21 protein-coding genes and 2 tRNA genes are annotated in these 23,364 nt (G+C 38.9%); 8 read left to right on the top strand and 15 right to left on the bottom strand.

Annotation, left to right across the window (positions count from 1 at the left end; genetic code table 11):
- Positions 1-6 precede the first annotated feature (6 nt).
- Both ACNSN3_RS15115 and ACNSN3_RS15120 read right to left on the bottom strand, forming a co-directional pair.
- Positions 7-1,386, bottom strand: coding sequence for a class II fumarate hydratase (locus ACNSN3_RS15115; RefSeq protein WP_418607975.1), 1,380 nt, complete (start codon positions 1,384-1,386; stop codon positions 7-9).
- A gap of 216 nt (positions 1,387-1,602) precedes the next feature.
- Entirely contained in the window at positions 1,603-1,788 is a 186-nt protein-coding gene (locus ACNSN3_RS15120) for a hypothetical protein (protein WP_008113269.1), read from the bottom strand.
- 193 nt (positions 1,789-1,981) lie between these two features.
- Between ACNSN3_RS15120 and ACNSN3_RS15125 the strand changes: the two genes are divergently transcribed.
- The gene (locus ACNSN3_RS15125) at positions 1,982-2,572 is read left to right on the top strand and encodes a DUF938 domain-containing protein (RefSeq protein ID WP_010392551.1); all 591 of its coding nucleotides are present in this window, start codon (positions 1,982-1,984) and stop codon (positions 2,570-2,572) included.
- Here the strand turns inward: ACNSN3_RS15125 and ACNSN3_RS15130 are convergent.
- The 3 genes from ACNSN3_RS15130 to ACNSN3_RS15140 form a co-directional block, all read right to left on the bottom strand.
- Positions 2,549-3,688: a GNAT family N-acetyltransferase gene (locus tag ACNSN3_RS15130; protein ID WP_418607977.1), complete on the bottom strand. Its 1,140-nt coding sequence runs from the start codon at positions 3,686-3,688 to the stop codon at positions 2,549-2,551. The two genes, ACNSN3_RS15125 and ACNSN3_RS15130, sit on opposite strands and share 24 nt — an antisense overlap.
- A 92-nt stretch (positions 3,689-3,780) precedes the next feature.
- Positions 3,781-6,507, bottom strand: coding sequence for an ATP-binding protein (locus ACNSN3_RS15135; protein ID WP_418607979.1), 2,727 nt, complete (start codon positions 6,505-6,507; stop codon positions 3,781-3,783).
- 73 nt (positions 6,508-6,580) lie between these two features.
- Positions 6,581-7,036, bottom strand: a complete 456-nt coding sequence (locus tag ACNSN3_RS15140) for an Lrp/AsnC family transcriptional regulator (protein ID WP_010392556.1) — start codon at positions 7,034-7,036, stop codon at positions 6,581-6,583.
- A gap of 135 nt (positions 7,037-7,171) precedes the next feature.
- Here ACNSN3_RS15140 and ACNSN3_RS15145 point away from each other — a divergent pair, with 135 nt between their 5' ends.
- Together ACNSN3_RS15145 and ACNSN3_RS15150 are read left to right on the top strand one after the other, a co-directional pair.
- Positions 7,172-8,341 (top strand): PrnB family protein, encoded by a 1,170-nt coding sequence (locus ACNSN3_RS15145; RefSeq protein WP_418607981.1) that lies wholly within the window; start codon positions 7,172-7,174, stop codon positions 8,339-8,341.
- A 1-nt stretch (position 8,342) separates the two neighbouring features.
- Positions 8,343-9,467 carry an aminotransferase class V-fold PLP-dependent enzyme gene (locus ACNSN3_RS15150; protein ID WP_418607983.1) on the top strand — a complete coding sequence of 375 codons (1,125 nt, stop codon included), beginning with the start codon at positions 8,343-8,345 and terminating at the stop codon, positions 9,465-9,467.
- On the opposite strand, the gene ACNSN3_RS15155 is transcribed toward ACNSN3_RS15150, so the two are convergent.
- The 5 genes from ACNSN3_RS15155 to ACNSN3_RS15175 form a co-directional block, all read right to left on the bottom strand.
- Complete coding sequence (locus ACNSN3_RS15155) at positions 9,451-9,939, bottom strand: RNA-binding protein (protein WP_418607985.1); 489 nt, start codon at positions 9,937-9,939, stop codon at positions 9,451-9,453. The two genes, ACNSN3_RS15150 and ACNSN3_RS15155, sit on opposite strands and share 17 nt — an antisense overlap.
- A 356-nt stretch (positions 9,940-10,295) precedes the next feature.
- Positions 10,296-10,388, bottom strand: a tRNA-Ser gene (locus ACNSN3_RS15160).
- Between the two features lie 54 nt (positions 10,389-10,442).
- A tRNA-Ser gene (locus ACNSN3_RS15165) sits at positions 10,443-10,533 on the bottom strand.
- 221 nt (positions 10,534-10,754) lie between these two features.
- Positions 10,755-10,895, bottom strand: a complete 141-nt coding sequence (locus tag ACNSN3_RS15170) for a hypothetical protein (protein WP_010392563.1) — start codon at positions 10,893-10,895, stop codon at positions 10,755-10,757.
- Positions 10,896-11,655: 760 nt separating this feature from the next.
- Positions 11,656-12,450 (bottom strand): YggN family protein, encoded by a 795-nt coding sequence (locus ACNSN3_RS15175; RefSeq protein WP_418607987.1) that lies wholly within the window; start codon positions 12,448-12,450, stop codon positions 11,656-11,658.
- Positions 12,451-12,837: 387 nt separating this feature from the next.
- Between ACNSN3_RS15175 and ACNSN3_RS15180 the strand changes: the two genes are divergently transcribed.
- Positions 12,838-13,023, top strand: a complete 186-nt coding sequence (locus ACNSN3_RS15180) for a PA3496 family putative envelope integrity protein (protein WP_008108975.1) — start codon at positions 12,838-12,840, stop codon at positions 13,021-13,023.
- Between the two features lie 73 nt (positions 13,024-13,096).
- Here the strand turns inward: ACNSN3_RS15180 and ACNSN3_RS15185 are convergent, their stop codons facing one another.
- The 3 genes from ACNSN3_RS15185 to ACNSN3_RS15195 form a co-directional block, all read right to left on the bottom strand.
- Positions 13,097-13,588 carry a glutathione peroxidase gene (locus ACNSN3_RS15185; RefSeq protein WP_010392568.1) on the bottom strand — a complete coding sequence of 164 codons (492 nt, stop codon included), beginning with the start codon at positions 13,586-13,588 and terminating at the stop codon, positions 13,097-13,099.
- A gap of 89 nt (positions 13,589-13,677) precedes the next feature.
- Positions 13,678-13,977, bottom strand: a complete 300-nt coding sequence (locus tag ACNSN3_RS15190; protein WP_008108977.1) for an AzlD domain-containing protein — start codon at positions 13,975-13,977, stop codon at positions 13,678-13,680.
- The gene (locus ACNSN3_RS15195) at positions 13,974-14,678 is read right to left on the bottom strand and encodes an AzlC family ABC transporter permease (protein WP_418607990.1); all 705 of its coding nucleotides are present in this window, start codon (positions 14,676-14,678) and stop codon (positions 13,974-13,976) included. The genes ACNSN3_RS15190 and ACNSN3_RS15195 overlap by 4 nt, the downstream gene beginning before the upstream one ends.
- A gap of 105 nt (positions 14,679-14,783) precedes the next feature.
- Here ACNSN3_RS15195 and ACNSN3_RS15200 point away from each other — a divergent pair, with 105 nt between their 5' ends.
- The gene (locus ACNSN3_RS15200) at positions 14,784-15,440 is read left to right on the top strand and encodes a cytochrome b/b6 domain-containing protein (RefSeq protein ID WP_075170882.1); all 657 of its coding nucleotides are present in this window, start codon (positions 14,784-14,786) and stop codon (positions 15,438-15,440) included.
- Positions 15,441-15,491: 51 nt separating this feature from the next.
- Here the strand turns inward: ACNSN3_RS15200 and ACNSN3_RS15205 are convergent, their stop codons facing one another.
- Positions 15,492-15,944, bottom strand: a complete 453-nt coding sequence (locus ACNSN3_RS15205; protein ID WP_418607992.1) for a c-type cytochrome — start codon at positions 15,942-15,944, stop codon at positions 15,492-15,494.
- A 222-nt stretch (positions 15,945-16,166) separates the two neighbouring features.
- Between ACNSN3_RS15205 and ACNSN3_RS15210 the strand changes: the two genes are divergently transcribed.
- Positions 16,167-18,509 (top strand): S8 family serine peptidase, encoded by a 2,343-nt coding sequence (locus ACNSN3_RS15210; protein WP_418607995.1) that lies wholly within the window; start codon positions 16,167-16,169, stop codon positions 18,507-18,509.
- Between the two features lie 10 nt (positions 18,510-18,519).
- Positions 18,520-19,053, top strand: a complete 534-nt coding sequence (locus ACNSN3_RS15215) for a hypothetical protein (protein ID WP_138595996.1) — start codon at positions 18,520-18,522, stop codon at positions 19,051-19,053.
- Between the two features lie 53 nt (positions 19,054-19,106).
- On the opposite strand, the gene ACNSN3_RS15220 is transcribed toward ACNSN3_RS15215, so the two are convergent.
- The gene (locus ACNSN3_RS15220; RefSeq protein WP_138571073.1) at positions 19,107-19,577 is read right to left on the bottom strand and encodes a DUF2721 domain-containing protein; all 471 of its coding nucleotides are present in this window, start codon (positions 19,575-19,577) and stop codon (positions 19,107-19,109) included.
- Between the two features lie 228 nt (positions 19,578-19,805).
- Between ACNSN3_RS15220 and ACNSN3_RS15225 the strand changes: the two genes are divergently transcribed.
- Positions 19,806-23,339 carry a S8 family serine peptidase gene (locus tag ACNSN3_RS15225; protein ID WP_418607997.1) on the top strand — a complete coding sequence of 1,178 codons (3,534 nt, stop codon included), beginning with the start codon at positions 19,806-19,808 and terminating at the stop codon, positions 23,337-23,339.
- Positions 23,340-23,364: the final 25 nt, after the last annotated feature.

Raw genomic sequence — 23,364 nt, forward strand, 5'->3', positions numbered from 1 at the left:
GAGTTTTTAAGTTAACCCGCCTTGCGTTAATTTAGCTGGATTGAGTAATGCCTCTAATTCTGATCGCGATAAGTCGGTTTCTTGCTCAGCGATATCAATAATTGGCTGTGCTTGCTGATAAGCTTGCTTAGCAATTTTTGCTGCTTTTTCGTAGCCAATAACAGGGTTAAGCGCAGTCACTAAAATCGGGTTTTTAGTTAATGCTTTATCAATCTGATTTTGATTAACTTTAAAGCTAGCAATGGCTTTATCTGCCAACGCTTGCGCGCTATTAGCGAGTATCTCGGCACTTTGCAAAATATTGTAAGCGATTACCGGCAGCATTACGTTAAGCTCAAAGTTGCCAGCTTGGCCTGCAACCGTAATGGTTGCGTCGTTACCAATGACTTGGGCGCTAACCATTGCAGCGGCTTCTGGGATCACCGGATTCACTTTACCCGGCATAATTGATGAGCCAGGCTGTAATGCTTCAAGTTCAATTTCTGAAAGTCCCGCAAGTGGGCCTGAGTTCATCCAACGTAAATCGTTGGCTATTTTCATTTGTGCAACTGCATAGACTTTTAGCTGTCCTGATAAAGCGACAATCGCATCTTGTGATCCAATATTATAAAAAAAGTTATCGCTAGGGGTAAATTGAATCCCTACCTTTTCAGTTAGCTGTGTGGCAAATAGAGCGGCAAATTGTGGGTCGGCATTAATACCTGTACCTACTGCTGTGCCACCTTGCGCTAGCTCACAGACACGTATTAGTGCATGCTCAATACCGCTAGCTGCATGCTTTACCTGCGATTGCCATGCGCTGAGTGTTTGCTCAAAAGTTATTGGCATTGCATCCATTAAATGAGTGCGCCCAGTTTTAACTATGTGGCCGATGTCTGCTTTTTTTTGCTCTAAGGCGTCTGCTAAATTTGCTAGTGCTGGCAGTAATTTTTTATCAACGCTGATCGCACTACTCAAAGCAATCGCAGTGGGAATAACGTCATTAGAGCTTTGCCCCATATTCACATCGTCATTTGGGTGAATATCTTGGTTAGCATGTTTTGAGGCTAAGCTCGCAATGACCTCATTAGCATTCATATTTGAGCTAGTACCTGAGCCAGTTTGAAAAATATCAACGGGGAAATGCTCATAATGCTTACCATCAATAATTTCTTGGCAGGCATGGTCGATCGCATTTGCTTTCGTTTTATCTAAATGACCTAGTTTGAAATTGGCTATTGCAGCAGCTTGCTTGATATACGCTAAGGCAATAATAAATTGTTGCGGCATTGTGAGGCTGCTGATCGTAAAGTTATTAATGGCGCGTTGGGTCTGTGCTTTATAAAGTGCGTCAGCGGGCACGTTGAGTGTGCCCATGCTATCTGATTCTGTTCTAAAGTTACTCATTAGTACTCCTATAAAAGAGAATATATGACATTTAACTACGCTATATAAAAAGATATGGTGCTGTTATTACTATTTACAACGGTATAGCTAAAAAGTAGAGGGCGTCAAGGCAAGTTAACAAGTGGGATTAAAACTAAAAAGTCGACTTAAACTGATTTTAAGTCGACTTAAATGATGTATTTATATAAACAGCCGGTTACAAGGCTAAACAGAATTTTAATTGTAGCCAAGAATAAATATTTGGTCTGTTTCATGTTTGTTTTGTGCCTTTTGAGTATTTTTTACATGAGAAAGTAAGTCGATAACCGTTGCTCTACAATCTGTTTCATAACTCGTTTTATCTAGGCTTTTGTCTGTAACTGCCATTGCAGCATCTACTGCGGTATAAGGTGAAATATACATAATGTTATCCTTTTGTAGTTTAGTACTCATTAAGTGAGTAATTTAATAAAAGCATATAGCGTACCAGCTCGGTAAAGATAATTTAACGTATTGAAATTGATGTTATTTTATTATTTTGGTCAATTTACTCACGACAGAATAGCTGAAATTTGTTTTACTATTGTGCATTCATTTGCAATTTAGGTGCATCAGTATGACCAAACCGTTTTCACAAGCCTGCGAAAATAATAAAAATCATATACTTAAGGCTTTGCAGCCTGCATTGCAAAATGCAGCATCAGTACTTGAGATAGGCTCGGGGACGGGTCAGCATAGTGTTTTCTTTGCCAAAAAATTGCCACATTTACAATGGTATACCAGTGATCGAGAGGTTAATCATCAAGGAATAAAGTTATGGCATGATGAGGTGCAACTGGCAAACTTGCATCCGCCTTTATTACTTGATCTAAACTATTCTTGGCCAGTAAATAAAGTGGATGCGGTATATACTGCTAATACTTTTCACATAGTGAGCTGGGAGTTAATTACGCGTTTTTTTGCTGGAGTAAATCAGCACTTAAACCAGCAAGGGGTGGTGTGTGTATATGGCCCTTTCAAATATAAAGGGGAGTTTACCAGCCCCAGTAATGATGAATTTAATAGTTTATTGCAAAGTCGCGATCCGCTTAGTGGTATTCGTGATTTCGAAGCGGTTGAGCAGCTCGCAGTCCAATATGGGCTTAAGTTACTCAGCGATACTGCGATGCCTGCAAATAATCAGTTACTCATTTTTAAACGGCAATAAAGTGCTACATTGTTGTTTGTAAACTTCGATATGTTGGCATTCGCGTTCTAAGTAATCTGCAATGGCATTATTAAAATCGGGGTGAACAATGTGATGGGCAGAGTAAGTGATTACCGGTTGAAAACCACGAGCGATTTTATGCTCTCCTTGTGCCCCAGCATTAAAGCACTGAATGTTATGCTTAATAGCATAATCAATCCCTTGGTAATAACACAGCTCAAAGTGAAGCGAATCTATCTCTTCACTAGCACCCCAATAGCGGCCGTAAAGGGTATTATCATCAATTAAGCTTAAGGTGGCGGCAATTACTTGCTGGTCTCTTTTGGCTAGCATAATGAGCAATTTGTCAGCCATTAAAGCGTGTAACAAGCTAAAAAAATCACTGTTTAAGTAGCCTAAATGACCCGATCGTTTTAAATAAGTGCGTTGATAAAACTCACAAAAAAGCTGCATTGTAGCGGTAGTGATTTTCTCGCCTTTGAGCCATTCAATACTGATATTTTGCTCTGTGATTTTAGCGCGCTCTTTTTTAACGGCTTTACGCTTTCGGGCATTAAAGGTTTTTAAAAAATCGTCAAAATCTTTAAAGTTATTATTAAACCATTGAAACTGCACGCCGATTCTTCGCATAGCACCGATATCATAAAGGTGGGTGGCTTGTGCTTTGTCGCAAAAGTTTACATGCCAGCCTGACCATGCCTGTTCTGCGCAGTGGCTATTAAGTTGCTCTGTTATGTACTTATACACGAGCTTTGGATTGCTATGCATAATACGTATTCTTTGTCCCTCAATCGGGCTAAAGGGAATACCACATAGCCATTTAGGGTAATAATCTAAGCCATTTTTTTCATAAGCTTCAGCCCATGCCCAGTCAAATACATATTCACCGTAGGAGTGCGCTTTTAAGTAGCCAGGGGCAAGCGCAATGAGTTTATCGCCTTCATAAACGGCTAAGTGATGAGGCTGCCAACCTGTTTTAGCACTTACACATTGGCTTTGCTCAAGTGCGTATAAAAAAGCATGTTGGGTGAATGGGTCATTACCAAAAAATTGATGCCACTGTGTAGCATCAATTTGATTAATACTATTAAACCAACTGTGAGAAAAGTGGCTCATAATGCTTTGCCTACTACTGTTGTCTGTGTGTTACTTGTTAATTTTGATAATAATTCGACAGCCATATTCGGTTTTCTATTTTGGATAAAACCTTATGGTTCATCCTGCTCGATATATTGAGATAAGCATTGTGTGAGCTTATCGAGTTCGAGAGGTTTTGCAAGATGTTCGTTAAAACCAATTGCTAAGGCATTGGCTTTATCTTCAGGCATTACATCAGCGGTTAAGGCGATCACAGGTAATTGTTCAGCACTTTTAGTTTTCCGTATCAATGCGGTGGCCTGGTAACCGTCCATAACTGGCATTTGGCAATCCATTAACACTAAATCGAAGTCATTTATTTTAACTTGTTCTACTGCCAACTCTCCATTTTCAACCAATGTTGGGGTGATCCCCAAAGAGCTAAGCATTGCTTTTATCACTAATTGATTGACGCTGTTATCTTCTGCAACCAGTATTTTTAGTTTGCTTAAATCAACATGCTGTTGCGAGTGCTTCGCCGTTACTTGTTGTACAGCACAGGTATTTAACTCGACAGACAGAGTAAAAGTGGAGCCTTTACCTGGCTCACTTTGTACTTTGATATCTCCAGACATTAATAAGCTAAGTTCTTTTGCGATTGCCAAACCAAGCCCTGTACCACCAAACTTACGTGATGTTGAGCTATCAGCTTGGGTGAATGCATCAAATAATTTACTTTGCTCTGAAGCGGCAATACCGATACCCGAGTCCCTAATAGCCAAGGTAATTTGATGACGTTTATCGGCGATCTCCTTGCTGTATGCGCTAATACTTACTTCACCTTCGTAAGTAAACTTAATAGCGTTACTACACAGGTTTAATAAAATTTGCTCAATTCGCATAACATCACCTTCAAACCAAATGTCGGTTGGTAATTGGTTATCAACTTTCCAGTTAATACCTTTTTGTTCAGCGCTTTGCTCGAACATGCTACTGATCCGAGCAAGAAGAGCATTCAAATCAAAAGGAGCAACTTCTAAGGTTAGTTTTTGTGATTCAATTTTAGAGATATCGAGTACATCATTGATTAAACTTAATAATGAGTTAGATGCTAAATTAATTTTATTTAAATAATCAGAAAGAGTTTCAGGACTATCTTCATTTTTAGCTAAGGTTGAAAAGCCGATCACAGCGTTAAGCGGGGTGCGAATTTCATGGCTCATATTTGCTAAAAACCGGCTTTTAGCTTGATTTGCCAAATCAGAATGCTGTTTAGCCTTAACGAGAGAGCGAGTACGCTCTGCTACCAAACGTGAAAGTGCAAGGTGTTGATGATTAAACAACAGTAATATAAGTAAAATGAGTGAGCTTACAATGACCTGTAAAATAAGTAAAAAGAGTGTCATATTATTAGTTTGATGCGGTAAGAATTCATCTTTAATCGCTAAATCTACTAGCCATGTTTGTCCTGCAAAATTAATTTCGATAGTTGTAAGTTTATTGCTTTTAGTTGGTTTGTTTTCGACGTTTGAATAAAACGGATTAATAGCATTGGCTTCATAAATAGCGATATTAAACATTTTATTTTGTGCTTTGGTAAGCGATTGAGCAAGTATGTTTTTCACTAAAAATACGCCTGTTGCGTAGCCTTTAATTGATGCAATCTCATTATTTTGTTGATACACAGGAGAAAATAATAAATACGCGGGTTCAGGTCGCTGTGTTTGAACTAATTGAATTATTTTAGTACCGACAGGGCGATTTTTGATACGTGGATCGAGTAAAGTCTCACGACGATCTTTACGAGAGTTGAGATTAAAACCTATGGCGGATTGGTTTTCTGACAAAGGAGCAATATAAGTGATAATCACCAATGGATCGTTGTTTGATAATGGGGCGCCTTTAATGCTCGGAGCAAAGTTGTGTGTATTATAAATTTCATCAAGCTGTTTGTTAAAGTCACTGACCTGAGCCTGGTTAATTTTGCGGTTCCATGAAAATGCTTTAATAAATGAATGCTCAGCCAATAGTTGAGCACTGTAAATATCAAACTCTTGCTTGCTTAAAGTCGGTGTTGATTGTATTTGGCTTGCAAGGCTTTGTACGGTTATTTGACTGAGGTTTAAATTGCTCAGTAAACTGTTTTCAATGATAGATGTTTCGCGTTTGGCAATTTGTATCGCATTTGAATAACTCTCTTGATTATATAGCTTTGTGGTAAAAGCTACAGAGATGAATAATACCGAGCAAACTGCGATGGTAGGTAGTGGGGTGAAGTAATGTCGTTTAAATTTAGGTTGTAATAACGCCAATATAAAAGGAGTTGCGATCAGCACACCAAGAGAATCACCAAGCCACCAAAAAGTAACATTTCTCCAATGATTATCAATACTGTAAGCAGGGTTAAACTGACTTAAAGCATAGACGCCAATATTGGCCGATATTAGGCTAACGACAATACCAACGATAAAAATAAAATAAATTATTGATTGGCGCTTCTTTAAGAACAGCGGATGACCTAGCCAGTATTTTAAAAAAGCTGCGCCAATCATCCCTTGTAGTACAGCACCAAAGCCGATTAGTAACACCTGTTCTAATGTATTGCCAATTAAAACTTGATCAGTAATAACGTTATCACCGGTACTTAAATTAAAGGCGACAGAGGCAATAAATAATGCTGGAATAAAACGCCACCACCAGATAAAACAGCCAACTAGGGCAATACCTGCAGGGAGCCAGATAGGGATTACTTGTGATTGAAAGGCAAAATTAGTTAATAACTTACCAGTTGCAAAATAAGCAACCGCAAACAATATGTAAAAAGCAAAAGAACTGGATGTTGAACGAAAAATCTTCACATGCATCCTTGTTTAATATTATTTTTATAGTTGAATCTCAGTATAGCGAATCAGTACTAAATAGTATTATTTTTTAAAGTGGTAACTGTTTTTTACTAAATGACTGCTTTAATACAACGGTTGATTCTATGTTGGCGATACAGCTTAAGCTTCCCAGTTGGTGCTTTACAAACTGCTCATAACTTTCTAAATCCTGAGAGATAATTTTTAATAAATAGTCGTGGCTGCCTGAGATCACTGAGCACTCAAGTACATGCGGTAGTTTTTCTACATGTTGTTCAAACTGTTGTGCAGCACTCACTGAGTTTTGACACAGTCGCACGAAAGCATAAACCAGTACATTAAGATTGAGTGACTTAGGGTTAATAGCTGCGTGATAACCAATAATAACCTGTTCTTGCTCAAGTTTTTTAATGCGCCTTAGAGTAGGAGTATCCGAGAGATTAATGGTATTGGCTAATTCTGATACCGACATTCGGGCTTGCGATTGCAAGGCAACGAGTAGCTGCTGATCTTTATTATCTAACATGGCTATAGAATCTTATTAATTATATGTCTAGTAATAGTGATTATTGCTAACAATAACTGCTTTTACTATTTTTTTTAGCGTTTTAACCTCTGGGATCTTTGCTAGCATTAAAAATAATAATAACAGGATAAAGTTATGAGTTCTTACACCGCTAAATTTGATAATTGGATTAGGTCTGAGTTTGTTGCTCTAAACTCTCAGTTAGAAGAGTTGTATTGGCAACAAGATGATAAAGCAAATGTTGAAGGGGTTGGGGATAACTTAAAGCAGACCTTGAAAGAGCAAGGTAATGCGTTGATCAGCGATTTATTAGCCGAAGGTAATACCGACGAAGGATTTGATAGCGCATTTGATTTACTTGGTAATGTCGGTTTGTTTATGGCGGCTTGTCGTAGACATGAAATTACAGAGCCAAGCAGAGAGAATAGTTCACCGCTGATAGAAGCATCGGCGCTTGCTATGCATATTGGTGCTTCTATTGGAGTAACTCCTCGTTTTGCCACCGCACATTTAACCACTCATAATAAAGCCATTAATGGCACCTATAAACGGTTTACAAATCTTGATGATGAAGCTCTGTTTTTAGATTACAACACCCAAGGTATTTTAGCGTATAAGCGCGCGAGTGATGCTTTACTAAAAATACTGCCATTAGGTATTTCACACCCAGTCACGGCTGAACTACTTGAGGTGGTTAAAACGGCACTTATTGATGTAATAGCGTCGAATAATGCCTTGTATACTCAACTTAATACCGAGCGTTTTTTTAATTGTGTACGCCCATACTACAAGCCTTACCGGGTAGGTAAAGAGGTTTACCGTGGTGCAAATGCGGGAGATTTTGCCGGCATTAATGTTATTGATATGCTGTTAGGGCTTTGCAGTGCCAATGAGCCGAGTTACTCACAAATGCTGGTGGATAAATTTTTATATATGATGCCAGAGGACCAACAAATATTGCGAGAAGCCATGCGTATGCAAAGCTTTATGGATGACTTCTTAAAAGCCGAGCAATATAAACACACAGAGTGGTTTCAAAAGCACGGCAAACTATTTATACAAGTGTGTAAATTACATGGTGACACCGCTATCGGTCATCATAATCAGTTGGTTGAGAAGTTTATTGCCCAACCGTCACTGCAAATGCAACAACAGCATATAAGCAAAGTAACTGCCAGTGGACCACCTTTACCGGTACTGCTAGATTCCTTAGCTAAATTAAGGGATAGACGTGCAGCAGCTAAGCGAGACGATATTAATACGCGTTTTGATGACTTAAATACGCTAAAACAGTGGATTAACTAATATGGCTAAAAATGATTTTTGTATGCCAAGGGGCTGCTATTTATTAAGCCACTCTGTTGGTCGTCCTCTAAAAAGTACTTTAGAAAATGCTACTGAGCAGTTTTTTACTCCTTGGCAGGAAAGTGCTAAAGAGCCATGGCAGCAATGGCTACCAGCTATAGAAAATTTTACGGGTGCATTAGGGCGGCTATTTAATGCGCCAAGTGAGCAGTTTTGTCCTCAGGTTAACTTATCTAGTGGTTTAACTAAATTGCTTATGTCGCACCCCGTATTTAATAAACCACAGTGCACGGTATTAATGGCGCAGGCCGACTTTCCAAGTATGGGGTTTGTAATGCAAAAAGCACTCCCTGCATGTGCAACAATACGTTTCATCCCCGAGCATGAAGATCTAAGTGATAGGCAGGTATGGCAGCGATATTTAACCCCAGAGATTGATGGTGTGTTTGTTAGTCATGTTTATTCTAATACGGGTGTACAAGCTCCTTTAAACGATATTGTGGCGCTTAGTAAAGTCACGAATACACTCTCAATAATTGATGTGGCGCAATCGGCAGGGGTTATCCCTGTCGATCTAACGGCGTTAAATGCCGATTTTATGATTGGCTCAAGTGTGAAGTGGTTATGCGGGGGGCCAGGTGCGGCCTATTTATGGGTAAATCCAAAGCAAATAACGCAATGTGAACCAAAAGATGTTGGTTGGTTTTCACATCAAAATCCATTCGAGTTTGATATTACGCATTTTCAATATAACGCTAAAACACTTAGGTTTTGGGGCGGTACGCCTTCTATACTCCCTTATGTTATTGCCGCTGATAGCATTGCATATATTGCCCAGTTTGGTGTGGATAAAGTGAGAGCGCATAATTTAGCGTTGTTAACGTTACTTCAGCAGCAGCTGACGGCTTTTTTAGTATCGCCAAACGATAAAGATCAGTGCAGTGGTACCGCTATTTTAGATTTTGCAGAGCATCAACAAACCGTATTAGCGGCATTGGAGGCAGCAAACATAAGTGTGGATGTGCGCAAACTCGGTATTCGTATTTCACCGCACATATACAATACAGCGTCAGAGATACAAGTGTTTATTGCTACGGTGAAAAAGGTAATTAAGGCTGCTGATTAAGCTGTTGTTTTTTTTGAGTGAGTGCCGCTATTTGTTGTTGTGCTTGTTTTATTTGCGGTTCAAATCTTTGTTTAAGTACCGCAGTTTCTGTAGCAATTGCATCTGCAATCGAATTAGCGCCTAAACGATTTGCTTTATCTTGGGTCATGTAACCGACTTGCTGTTTTTTTTGTGCGTATTCTTGTTGGTATTGCTTTATTTTAAGCTCAAGCTGCACAATATCGCGCTCTATTTGTTGCACCTCAAGGTAGTCATCAACTGAGGTATCGATAACTAGGGCATTTTCAGATTGCAATGCATTGGTTTGCATAATGTTGACGTTTTTAAGCGTGATCACTTTAGCGTCTTTAGCGCATGGAGTTTGACTGAAAGTCGGCACCCCTTTAATGGTGCATTTAAAAACCGTCACTTCATTTGCCATGCTGACAGTGCAGGCACCAAAAAAACACAGAAGTAATATTAGCTTTGCCATGGTTAAACCTAAGCTGGTTTAAAGTACCATTTATAATGCACTAAGTTGTAACACCATACAATTTGTTTAATTTAATAGCCTAAGTCAAGTATGCCTTCCAAAACGAACAATTCCATAGGTTGTTAAAATTCAGGCACAAAAAAACCACAATTAAGTGGCTTATATTCAGTAATGGTGGAGAGGGAGGGATAGACTTGCTTACATCCATGTAATCAATCGCTACGCGACGCTTGCAGCGGCCGAAACTGTTCCAGACATTTTATCGAACCCTGTCGAGGGTTCTCACCCTCCCAGTTTTTAACGGGGTTAAAATTCAGGCACAAAAAAACCACAATTAAGTGGTTTATATTCAGTAATGGTGGAGAGGGAGGGATTCGAACCCTCGATAGAGCTACAAACTCTATACTCCCTTAGCAGGGGAGCTCCTTCGGCCACTCGGACACCTCTCCGACGCATTATTCTGCGTATTATTAATCGGGATAAAACCAATTAATAAAAATAAGTGGTGGAGAGATAGGGATTTGAACCCTAGAGGGGCTATAAACCCCTGCCGGTTTTCAAGACCGGTGCATTCGACCACTCTGCCATCTCTCCACGTCGTGATGCAGGATAATACTTAGGAGAGTAGTCTGTGTAAATAGCAAAAAGATCGTTTGCTTAAAAAGTGAGCGTAAATGCGGTTTTTTTTATAAATAATGAAGATTTAAGGTGATTTTTAGCTATGAGGTGGCTGGCAGCAAACAGGAGGAGCTAAAGAAGAGTCTTCATTAGAGGTTGGGTGTTTGCTGCAACAATACAAAATCATGGTTGGGTGATTATTTGTATTGAATTGCACCGCCAAGTGCTAATTTTTTTCCGTAACGGTTAAGTTTAGCTAGCATTTTTGCTTTGCGATTAGTTGGCTTAACGGCAACGTGAGTTGTGGCTGTTTGGTTAAGTGTATTAATTGGGTTCATTTTATTCGCTCCATGGTTGTGTCTGTTGAAAACATGTGCATTTTGCACGCAGGGTGGTTAAAAATAAAGCGATAAAAATTACTGGTGAAGTATTAGTTTTTTTAATCCGAAATCGTTTTATTAATTTGTCGTTCAACTACTGGTTTATTATTTTTTGTATAATTATTCATCTGGGCTCATTGCTATGTCACTTTTATATGGGGTCTTTTCGGTTTTTTTGAGTTTAAACTGTTTATAAAAAGAGTTTTTTGAATATTTATTCAGATTAAATTATTTTGTATTGGTTGGGCTTAACTTTGCTTTGTTCAAAGATTTAACATGTTATTTATAGGTGGTTAATTATTTATCAGATAAGAGCAGTAAATAAACGATAAAAATAGTGTTGCGAGGTTTTTAAATTATAAAAAAAGTGCCTAGGTTACTAGGCACTTTGGAGTTAGTTGCGTTTTAAAACGCTTCTAACTGGGGAACGTACCATCTCATGAATATAAATCTAAAAAGATGGGTTTAATTATGTTTGCAATTTGGGCTTACAATCATCAGCTTGGGTGGCATTTTAACTATTCTAGAGCGAAGCGAAGATTATACTTTGGTTTGTATTTTACTATGAAGCCACAAAACAATGCTGCACAGCAAGAGTAGATCCGCTCAACAGTCTATTATTTGAGTTAAATGGTTTTAAATCGGGCATAAAAGGCAAAATGCGGCATAGCTTAAAAGCAAATGCCGCAAAGGGAGATTAATGCGGGGTATTATTCTATTAGTGCTGTTTAATAGTAAATAGCTCATAGCCTTTTAATGCAGGAACTTGAGCGGTTAGTTGCGTTTCTTGTTGTGCTATTTCAACAAAATCATCACATAATGAATTTGCACGCTTTTCAAGTGTTTTGGCATGCAGCTCTACTTTTTCTTCTATTTGTGCGCCCATATTTTCCATGCGCTCTTCAAATGCTTGCATGTCACCGCCTGAACTCATTAACTCAGAGCCCAATGCCACTAAAATGCTGCCCATTGATTCCATTACTGCTGATTCAACTGCTGTTTCTATTTGCTTTTCAAACTGCTGTTCAAAGTTTTCACCAAATTGAGTAAAGCTTTGTTGACCCATTACAAAAGTACCTTGCTGATAAAAGGTGCTTTCAACCTCTTGATGAATATCGTCCATTAAGGCTGAAATATTATCGAGGCCGTTAATATTAAACGCATTTGCAACTTCTTCTAATGCTACACCTGCAATTTTAACCCCTTCAAGGGCAATATTGGCCACTTCAGGTAATTGCACGCGTAAATTGTCTGTGTAGTCGGTCATTGCTTGGCGCTGTGCACTATTTAATGCTACTTGCTCGCCATTGATAGACAGCTCACCTTCAGCGGTAAATAGCATGTGCTGATTATTGGCTTTAAAAATTTCTAATTCATTAGGTTTGATGCGCACATCGTTCTTAAATTCAACGTTACATTCATCGTTACTAAATGAAATTGAAGAGTCGCTAGTATTGTGAGCCATTGCTACTGGAGCGCACATTATCGCGCTAATTAATAATAATTTTTTCATGTTTATTCTCTGCTTTTTGCTGATGATAATTAACTTATAACAAGTTTGATGCCAATTATTTTTAATGTTTTAAAACAATGGCTTGAGATTTTTTGAATGCTTTAAAGTCGAAAGTGTACTCATTGAAAATACTAAAATATGGTCAAAATAACCAACAATTAAATGCTAATAAATAAAATTTATCGATACGATAAAAAACTCTCACTTTCCACAATTCAAATTTAACGCTATTTATTCACAATACTGACACAGAGACTATTTAGGATAGCTATGTGGCTTTATTTTGACGTAAATTTGTACAGCTAATTTATGTTGAACATTTTAATTTCACCAATTATCGCGATATAGAAATCCGTAATTGGTCTCAAACACTTTATGGAGTGGGTTGTGGGTAAGACATTTAGTTACGATGCGCTAGATGATGATTTTGTTGAAGACGAATACGAAATGGTCGGGCGTAATCAACACGACAAGAAAAAGCAAAAGGTGAAAAGAAAGTTAGAGGATTACCTTGAGCAAAAACGCTTGCGTAAAAATCTAGGTGAAGATGACTTAAACGATTATATTGATTAAGCTCTCGCTAGTACAAATAATCGTTACAGTTTGTAATAAAGAGGCTTTGTGCCTCTTTGTAGTTTTTTTGGGGTTAAGCCTTAGCTGCAAGCAGAGCTTTTTCAATTACTTTTTCTAGTTTTTCAGGTTTAGTAATAGGTGCAAAGCGCTTAATAGGTGTACCATCTGCCGCTACTAAAAACTTAGTGAAGTTCCACTTAATTTTTCGGGTTAAAAACCCCGGTAGTACAGACTTTAAATAGCGGAAAACAGAATCTGTATGCTGGCCATTTACATTCACTTTTTCTGCGATTAAAAAACTAACCCCGTAATTTATTAAACAACCTTGCGCTATTTGCTCAGCGTCGCCGGGCTCTTGTTGACCAAATTGGTTACATGGAAAGCCTATAATGATCAAACCTTGGCTTGCATACTTTTCATGTAATGCTTGCAATGACTGATATTGATAAGTTAATCCACATTCACTTGCGGTATTTACGATTAATACAACTTTACCTTCAAACTCTTTAAAGTCGATTGGCTGGCCTTGTAGGCTGGTAGTCTTTAGTTGATGGAATGGGTGCATATAAATACGCTTATTATTTGTTTATTTTGCATAGTCTAACCCTTGCGTGATGATCTACAAAGTCTAAGTCACTTTTACAGCGCTTACTGCTAATTTAAAATTAAAAATAGCCCCATACCGGCCAAGGTCGTTAAGTAAATATTATGCGTTTTGTAAGCAACAACAATAGCGACTATGGCAGCACTGAGATAAGGGTTCTGCCAGTTTAGATTAATACCTTCGTCATTTATAAATACAATTGGCACCCAAATCGCCGTTAGTACCGCAGGTGCACTAAAGCTCAAAAACTGTTGCATTTTAGGCCCTACTTTAAATGGCAAGGCGCGGTGTAAGAATAAATAGCGAGTAAAAAAAGTAATACATGCCATTAGTAAAATAGTGGTCATCATCTTTTGTCCCCCTTATTTTGCACTAATCTGGTAACAGCGTAACCTGCGCTCATTGCTATAAGTGCAGAGCATACTAACCACAACTCAAAGCCTATGCTTTTTAATAAAGTGGCACTGATCCCTGCAACAATGACTGTGACTAAAGTAGCTAAGTTTTTAATCCCCGGAATTACTAAGGCAATAAAAGTCGCTGCAATTGCAAAGTCGAGTCCTAGATTGGTGAGATCTGGAAGCATAGTACCGGCTACAATGCCAATTAGAGTCCAAATGTTCCACGCAATGTAAAAGCTAAAACCTGCGCTCAATGCATAAATTAAACGGGTTTTAGTGCGATAGGCGCGCGGGTGGTGCGAAAAAGCAAATAGTTCATCGGTTAATACAAAGCTGACAGGCAGGCGCCAACGCATGGGTTGCTCAATCACTTTGTGACGAACCGCCAAGCCATATAAAAAATGGCGAGAGCTAATAATAAACGTGGTAAAAAGAATGGTTAGTAGAGGGGTATTACCAGCAATGAGCTCAATTGCAACCAGCTGCGCTGCGCCTGCAAATACCAGTAGCGACATGGCTTGAGTTTCAAAAGGGGTAAAGCCATTTTGTATTGCTAACGAGCCACATAAAATGCCCCAAGGAATAACCGCTAAACACAGTGGCAGCATATCTAAAAAGCCTTTTAATACTGGTTTTTTAATTGATTGCATGTGTTTTACTCTGCGCATAGGTGGAAAGACTCATTAGGATACCTTAATATTAAGAAGCTAAAGTAGTTAGCGTTTTAGATGATACTTTTTTTTAGGGAAGGTGCAATGTTTAAGGTAAAAGTGTGGGATGGTTTTTTAAGAAGCTTTCATTGGTTATTAGTATTGAGTATTGCTGCGCTTTATTTTAGTGCAGAAGAAGGCATGATCGAACTTCATTTTGTAGTTGGCTTTTTTACTTTAGCGCTTATTTCAACACGGATTATATGGGGTCTTATAGGCAGTAAAACGGCAAGAATATCGGCATTACTGCATTCTCCTAAATCGGTGCTTGCTTCTTTTAGCGGCAAAAAAATAAATGATGTGGGCCATTCTGCACCAGGTAGTTATATGGTGTTATTATTTTTTATTCTGATCATAGCGCAGCTAATAAGCGGTTTAATGAGCAGTGATGGTATTTTAACTGATGGCCCGTTAGCGCAGTATGTATCGAGTGATACGATTGATTTTGCCAATTGGTTGCACCATATTAATTTTGATATTTTATTTTATGCGATTATTTTGCATGTTGTGGCTATTATTGCTTACAAAGTCCAAGGCAAGCCTTTGGTCAAAGCAATGATCACCGGTAATAAAGCACTAGCAACAAAAAGCTCAGAGCCAGAGACAAAGTCACCATGGGTTGCATGGGTTATATTTTTGCTACTACTAGTTTTATTAATGAGTACCTGGGGAAGTGAGCATTTAAGTTATTTGCTTAGTTAAAAAAAGTGGCGCTAATACAGCGCCATTTTTGTTCTTAATACACCGTATATATTAGTCTTTGAATTGCTTATGACAATCTTTACAGCCTTTAGCCCAAGCACCAAACGCTTTACCAATAACAGCTTTGTCACCGGTTTGAGCTGCTACAGCAAGTTCATCAGCATATTGTTGAAATGCTGTCGCTTTTTTCATGAAAGTATCGTTTTCAGACCATACCGCAGGAAGTGCTGATGTATCACCCTTATCAGTACCTGCGTAAAAAGCTTCCCAAGGCATTTTAGACAATGCCGCTGCGTTATTTGCACGCTGCTTAAATTGCTCTGCATCAAAAGGAATTTTACCCTTGAGCATGGCACCCATATCGCCTATTTGAACTGAAATCATAGAAAATGCAGCTTGGCGATACTCAATCGCATCACTCGGCTCTTTGAATGCAGAATTTGCAGATACGGTAAATGCGCATGTAGATAGTAACGCCCCGATAAATACTTGCTTCAATTTCACTTTACTCTACTCCTTTAAGGGTTCTTTAATTATCTTTGTATCTTAGCGTGCACTTTTGTTTAAGGCAAAGCATAGATATTGCATGAGCATAGATTAATCAGAGATGGAAATATGTAGTATTAATTTATGGCTTTATTGTGAACCTTTGTAAATAGGGTGTTGTTGGTGGTCATTGGGTTGTGTACATTTAGGCGTCATAAAAATAACCAATGAAGAGCATTTATGAAAAACAATATTTTTAAGTTGTCTGCGCTGTCTGCAGCAATAGTGATTTCGCTATCGGGTTGTGGAGGCAGTGATAATGATAATAACAGTAAAGTTCCTGTTGTTACTGATGTAGCACCAAAAGCGAGTGATGTTGTCGTTGTTGATTTAAAGCAATGGATACCTGTTACTGCTGATTTTAAAGCGAGTGATAATGATGGTGATGCACTTACTTTTAGCTTTACTGAAAATGGCGAGGAAATTACCGCGCAAGATGGTGTGTTTAAGTTTAGCCATGGCATGTTAACGGTAGATGGTAACTCGTTTACATATGTTCCTGTCTCAGGGGAAGATGCTGTTATTGACTACACAGTAACTGCAAACGGTAAAACGGCCTCTGCGAAAATTAATATTTCAGGAATTATTGGAGACCCTCTTGCAAATCAGCAATGGCACCTGAATAACACAGGCCAAAAAGCATACTCTCTTAGTCATGAGATGAAACAAGGCTTAATTGATTTATATGTAAATCAGCGTGGTTTTACCGAAGAAAATGCAAAAGCAAGACTAGATGCAGACTTCGCTGAATCAGAAGCAGCAGAACTGGTTGCTGGTGAAGATATGAATGTTTTATCTGCTTATGCACAAGGCGCTACTGGCGCAGGTGTAACCGCTGTAGTAATTGACTCAGGTATGGAGATTCGTCACGAAGATTTAATCGATAATGTATTACCTAACCGCTCTTTAAATTTGGATGCTAATGTTCTTGATCGCACAGATCCAACGAGTACGGCAAATAGTGGTGATCATGGTACAAGCGTTGCGGGCTTAATAGCAGCAAAAGGTTGGAATGGTAAAGGTGGTCGCGGTGTTGCACCAGATACTGGTTTAATTGGTATGAACTACCTTGGCGAGGATAAAATTGCACAAAAGGATTTACTTGCTCACGGCTTCCCAGGTAGCGGTATTAGTACAACGGAAAATATTTCTGCATTTAACCGTAGTTACGGTATTACCGTTCCAGCATTTGTAGCTTATTCGGAATTAGAGGAGACAATTGAATCATATCCCAATCTATATCTTCGTGATGGTAAAGGTGCATTAAATATTAAGTCTAGTGGTAACTCATTCGATGATGGTGGCAATAACCCATATGAAGGGTCTTTATGTACTGACAATGGTGCCAATGATTTAGGGTTAACTTGTTATAATGGTGCATTTGAGCCGAGTCAAGGTCATCCTTATTATTTGAGTATTGCTGCGGTAAATGCAAATGGTAAACATACAAGTTACTCTACAGCGGGTGCCAATGTAATGGTTTCTGCTCCTGCAGGTGAAGCTGGGCGCTGGGCTCCTGCTATGGTAACAACAGACCAAATGACTTGTATTAATGGTTACTCAGGCTTTAATGGTCGTGGAATTACAGCTTGGGCTAGTGTTTATGGTGAAGAATTTGCTGCAAGCCAGTTCCCCTTTGACTATCCAGGCCATGAAGATAATGCAAGTTGTAACTATACATCTACATTTAATGGTACATCCTCTGCTGCGCCAAATGCATCAGGTGTGGTATCGTTAATTCTTTCAGCTAACCCTGAACTAACTTGGCGTGATGTACGTCATATTTTAGCGTCAACAAGTACATTAATTGATCCAGATAATGCTGCTGTCAATTTAACTGTAGGCGCAGGTGAGTTTGCTGCGCATGATGGTTGGGTTGAAAATGCTGCAGGTTATAGCTTTAATAATTTATATGGCTTTGGTCGAGTTGATGCTGGTGCAGCTGTTGCCATGGCTAAATCTTACGAAGCTTCATTAGGTGAACAAGCAATCACGGATTGGAAAGGTTTTGGTTCAGTAGTTGCTGAAAATGCCCTCACATTAGAAATCCCTGATAACAGTGCTACAGGTTTAACGCAAGAAATTGTAGTAACAGAAGAGCTCAATATTGAAGCGATGCAATTTAAATTTGATGTAAGCAATCCAGAAATGGCCTTTGGTCTAGCTGATGGAACGCAAACCTCAGCAGGTAGCGATTTAGCTATCGAAGTGACCTCGCCAGCAGGAACGAGAAGTGTATTGCTTTCATCTAAACAGGCACTATTTCTGCCTGCACTTAATAGCGACTTTAGTTTTAATGCAGGTTATATTTTAAAAGATGCGGTACTAATGTCGAATGCATTTTACGGTGAATCAACCAAAGGTACTTGGACTATTCGCTTACTTGATACGAGCGCTGATAGTTTTGCACTTGATGATAATATTGATAACTTTTTAGATGTAACAGGTATTTCAAATAACGTAGCATTGAGTGTTCTAGAGGGTGTATCTCTTCGTGCATTCGGTCATGCAGATCAAGAGTAAGGATTATAAAATGAAAGTTAAACAATTAATCGTATTGGGTGCAGTTGCGTGTATTTCGTTTACTGCGACAGCAAGCATGAATATCGATAAAGATCTGCAATTACCTAAAAAGCCAGTAACTAAGTTGAAATTTAATAAAGCGGATTTTGGTTCTTACAAAATTGAAAAGAACTTACGTTTAGTGCCTTCAAATGTAGCTTCAGAAGAGCATGTTATTATGCAAAAAGGTGAAATGGCTGTAGTAAGTGTAGAAGGTTCATCTGATACTGTAACTAAGGGGACATTAGTACGTAATATCTTTACTAATAACCTAACTTTACTTTCAGGTAATATTACTGTCCTTCTAAAAGATGGTGTGGACGCAAATGATGCTGCTTTGGCTACAGGGTTGAAGGTAATCTCAGTCTTTCCTGGTACGCAAATTGCTGTTTTTGCTATAAACGATGGTCAAGATATTCTAGCTGCATCAGAGCAACTAAAGGTATCGGGTTTTGCAAAAGAAGCTAAAATAGAAGTGCTTGAAACAATTTATACAGCACAGTAATCTGTTTTAGATAAGTAAAACCCCGAGCAGCGTAATTGGCTCGGGGTTTTTTATTAATCGTTTATATCAATATCAGCGAAAATCATCCCTCGGCGCATACTGCGTGTTGCTAAGAACACCTCCCCCAGTAATGACATAAATGCACATATTAGTAATGCCATGGCACCAACAAAGCAGCTACCAATAGTGACACCTAAGTTAATCGATTGTATGTGTGATAAAAACAAAAGCATAACCACTGCACATACTAATAATGCGCTTAAGACACTTAAACTAAATGCAATATGGATACACCGAGAACGCTTTAGGAGTGCTCTCAGCTCAGTAGTTAAAGACAGGTTAAATTCTTCATCAATACTGACCTTTAATTTTCGCTCTAACTGTCTGGCTCTGTCAGTAATACGCGCCAAGCGATTTGATAATACCCCGAGTGTTGCCGCAATACCCGTAATTAAAAAAACGGGTGCAACCGCTGTTTGAATGACTTTAGCCATTGTTAAAATATTAATTACATCGTTATTCATTAATTTCTCAATTTAAATTTTCATTTACAATTTTTTACAAGCTAAGTGGCTTTTATTTTCCTTTTGAATCAGTGTTTTATGGTTGTTTTTTAAGGGCGTTGTTTTTTTGTGTAACTTTAATGTAGCAATAATGTTGCGCTCGCAAAGGTTGACGTTTTATATTCGCCACATAGTTAAAAAATTAAATATAGTAAATACAATAATACATAACCTATCCTAGGGGAAACAATGTCTAAAAATATAATTAAAAGAACAGCAATAGCTACAGCTGTATCAGGTGCATTTGTGGCAACATTTGCCAACGCAGTAGCTTTGCCTAACGCGACAATTAATTACACCCAAGCAGAAAAAGTAAAAGAGATAGTTGCTGATAAAAAAGCACCATCGGCACATATGATTGTTTTAAAAGCAAAAACCTCAGTTGATGCTGTTGCTGCTGGGACTTATCATGTATCTTCAAATCGAGAAATAACGGCGCAAATTGAGCAGCTTCAAGATATGATGACTGTTGAGTTAAATAGTCTAGATTTTAATGCAAAAGTAATTGGTAAAACTAAGATTTTAGCGCCAACGTTAATTGTTCAAGCAACGCCTGAGGCGTTAGCTGAAATTGCAAAAGATGATCGCGTTGTTAAAGTTTTACCAATGTTCGATCGCGAATTGCATGTTGCAGCAAGCTCTGAATATATCAACGCTAAACCACTTATTACTGACGGTATAGCAAGTGGTAAAGGCCAACGTGTTGCAGTGCTTGATACGGGAATCGACTACACGCATGCGGCATTTGGTGGTGCAGGCACAGTTGAGGCTTATGAAGCAGCTCAAGCTGATCCAACATCAGTTGCATGGCCTCAAGGTATCGTGCAAGGTGGTTATGATTTTATTCGTGATGATGCAGATCCTATTGAAAATGATGCCGCTAATTCACCTTCTACAGGTGATCCAACCAATCATGGTACATCTTCTGCAAACTCAGTAAATGGTATTGCACCTGATGTTGAACTTTACGCTTACTCAGTATGTGGTGGTGGTTGTCCTGGCGATGCACAAGCTGCTGCTCTAGAAGCTGCAATGGATCCTAACGGTGATGGCGATATTTCAGACCGCGTTGATGTAATGAATATGTCATTAGGTGGTGAGTTTGGTGACACTTACACCGGTGGTGGTACACAATACTTAGTTCAACGTGCAGTTGAGTTAGGTGTGAATATGGTTATTTCTGCTGGTAATGATGGCGATAATCCTTTCCGTGTTGGTGGTCCAAGTACTACACCTAACGCACTATCTGTTGGCGCTATGACTCACCCAACAACTGAAGTAGGTGTTGCATCTGGTACTGTTGCTGGCGTTGAAGGTAATATCCAGGCATCAGGTTTTGGTCCTCAAGAAGATTTTGCTATTTCAGGTGCCGATATTGAATTAGTTTATCCTGAAACAAACGCAGATGGTTGTGCTGAATTTGCTGCAGATGTTGACTTTACAGGTAAAGCAGTATTAATTGACCGAGGTTCATGTAACTTTACGGATAAAGTTTTACATGCTCAGGCTAAAGGTGCTGAGTTTGTAATGATTGCAAATAATGAAGATGATGGTACCCCTGCATCTATGGGGGGCTTTGATGCCGCGGTTACAATTAAAAATATAGGTATTAACTTTGCTGCAGGCTCTGCTTTAAAGGCGCAATTAGCTGCAGGCGGTCCTGCTACATTTGATATTAGTGTTGAAATAAAAACAACTGCAGGTGCTGTTGCAACATTCTCATCTCGTGGTCCTTCTATGGATGGTTTATTAAAACCAGAAATTACAGCGCCAGGAACAAGTATAATGGTTGCAGCTGCAGGAACTCAGGATAAGCTAGCTCCTGTAAATGGTACATCTTTCTCAGGCCCAATTACAGCCGGTGCTGTTGCAATGATTCGTGAAGCACACCCTGAGCGTAATGCGTTTGAGATTAAAGCAACAATTATGAATGCAGCAAACTTAAACGTAACTAATGAACCTTTAGCGATCAATCCTGATTCAGAGCTTGCGCCAATTAGTATGATAGGTGCTGGTTTAGTTGATGTTACCAAGGCAGTTAATTTACCAGTTGCTGCTTGGGTAAATAATAGTGAGTTTGATACTAAACAAGCTGCACTATCTTATGGTTTAGTAAGTGTAGCAGAATCAGGTTCAATTACTAAAACAGTGACAGTTAAGAACTTCTCTGCAGATGCAAAAACTTATAACCTTCGCATAGAAGCACGTTACCAAAGTGATATTGATACGGACGCAGTTAGCTGGGATTTCCCTGAATCTATAACAGTACCAGCAGGTCAAGCGATTAACTTTGATATTACAATGATGGTTGATCCAAGTAAATTACCTGCATGGGAATTAGAAAATCCATTTAGTGCAGATGATATTGAAGCAAGAAGCGCGGCATTAACATCAGTAGAGTTTGATGGTGCGTTAGTATTTGACGATGCATCTACAGATGGCGATCACGATTTACATGTTGTTTATCATGCAATGCCAAAAGCCGTGACTCAGTTGAGCTTCTCACCTGAAATTATTAATAATGAAATGGCGTTAGTTGTTGAAAATACAGGCCAAATTGAAATTTTCCCGCAAGCTGAAAACGTTGCGGCAATGGGAACGAAAAAATCAGTTGAAGACGCTGAATTTAATATCCTAGCTACTACATTCTCAGCAATTAATGATGATTCTTGTGGTTCAGGTATCTTTATTACTTCATCGATCCAGTTACGAGATCCGTTAACTCATACTTTCCAAGCGGGCTATAGGATTGAAATTGATACAGATAATGATGGCTTTGCAGATCAGTTTTTACAAAACCTAAATGACCGCGGTCGTAGAACTGCATTCCCTGGCCGTAGCCGTACATTAATTGGTACAACGGATGGTGCTGGCAATGATGCATGGCAATGGGGTACACCGTTAATACATGAGGCAGGTGGAAATACTATTACCTTTACCGGCTGTTCAGAGTTCATGAATATCGATGCGTCGCTTCTTGGTGAACCAATGAACTTCAAAGTATCTGTAGGTCACCCTAGTTATCAGTCAGGCATTTTCACTGAAACTGATAGCGTAACTGGAACCGCGGTATTTGGTATTCAACCTCAGGTTACAATTTCGCCTTATGGGGCAACTGAAACGGATGAAAAAAATAGCGTAACAGGTTCTGCAGTATTTGATGTTCAGCTTGGTACTGAAATGGCAACTGATGAAGTGGTTACTTCAATCAAGCCAGGAGAAAAAGCGGTAGTATCAGCAAATGGTCCTTTTGTACTATCATCAGGTACTAACATTATTAAAGTGATGGCAGCTAAAGACCTAGAATTACCAGACGTTGAAGCACCAATGTTGATTGGTGGTGAGTTTAGTGTTTCTGAAGATGCAGCTGATGGAACCGTGGTAGGTGCGTTTACTATTGAAGAATCAGATTTAGACTTGGCTGTTTCAGAGTACTACGTTCAATCTAATACAAACCTTGGTTTTGCAGTTGATGCAGAAGGCCAAATTGTGGTTGCAGATACAACTTTATTAGCGGGTGATACATCTGCAGAAATGGAAGTTGTTGCGATTGATGTTCGTGGTAATGTATCTGCACCTGCAATGGTAACAATATCCGTTACTAAAGTAGCACCTCCTGTTGTTACTCCTGAGCCTGCTAAGAAAAGCTCTTCAGGTTCATTAGCTTGGCTAACATTGCTAGTAGCGCCATTTGCATTTATGCGTCGTCGTAAGCAAAAGTAATTAAATAAATTAAATAAATTAAATA

This window comes from Pseudoalteromonas sp. US3C1004, assembly GCF_048401065.1.
Taxonomy (GTDB): domain Bacteria; phylum Pseudomonadota; class Gammaproteobacteria; order Enterobacterales; family Alteromonadaceae; genus Pseudoalteromonas; species Pseudoalteromonas undina.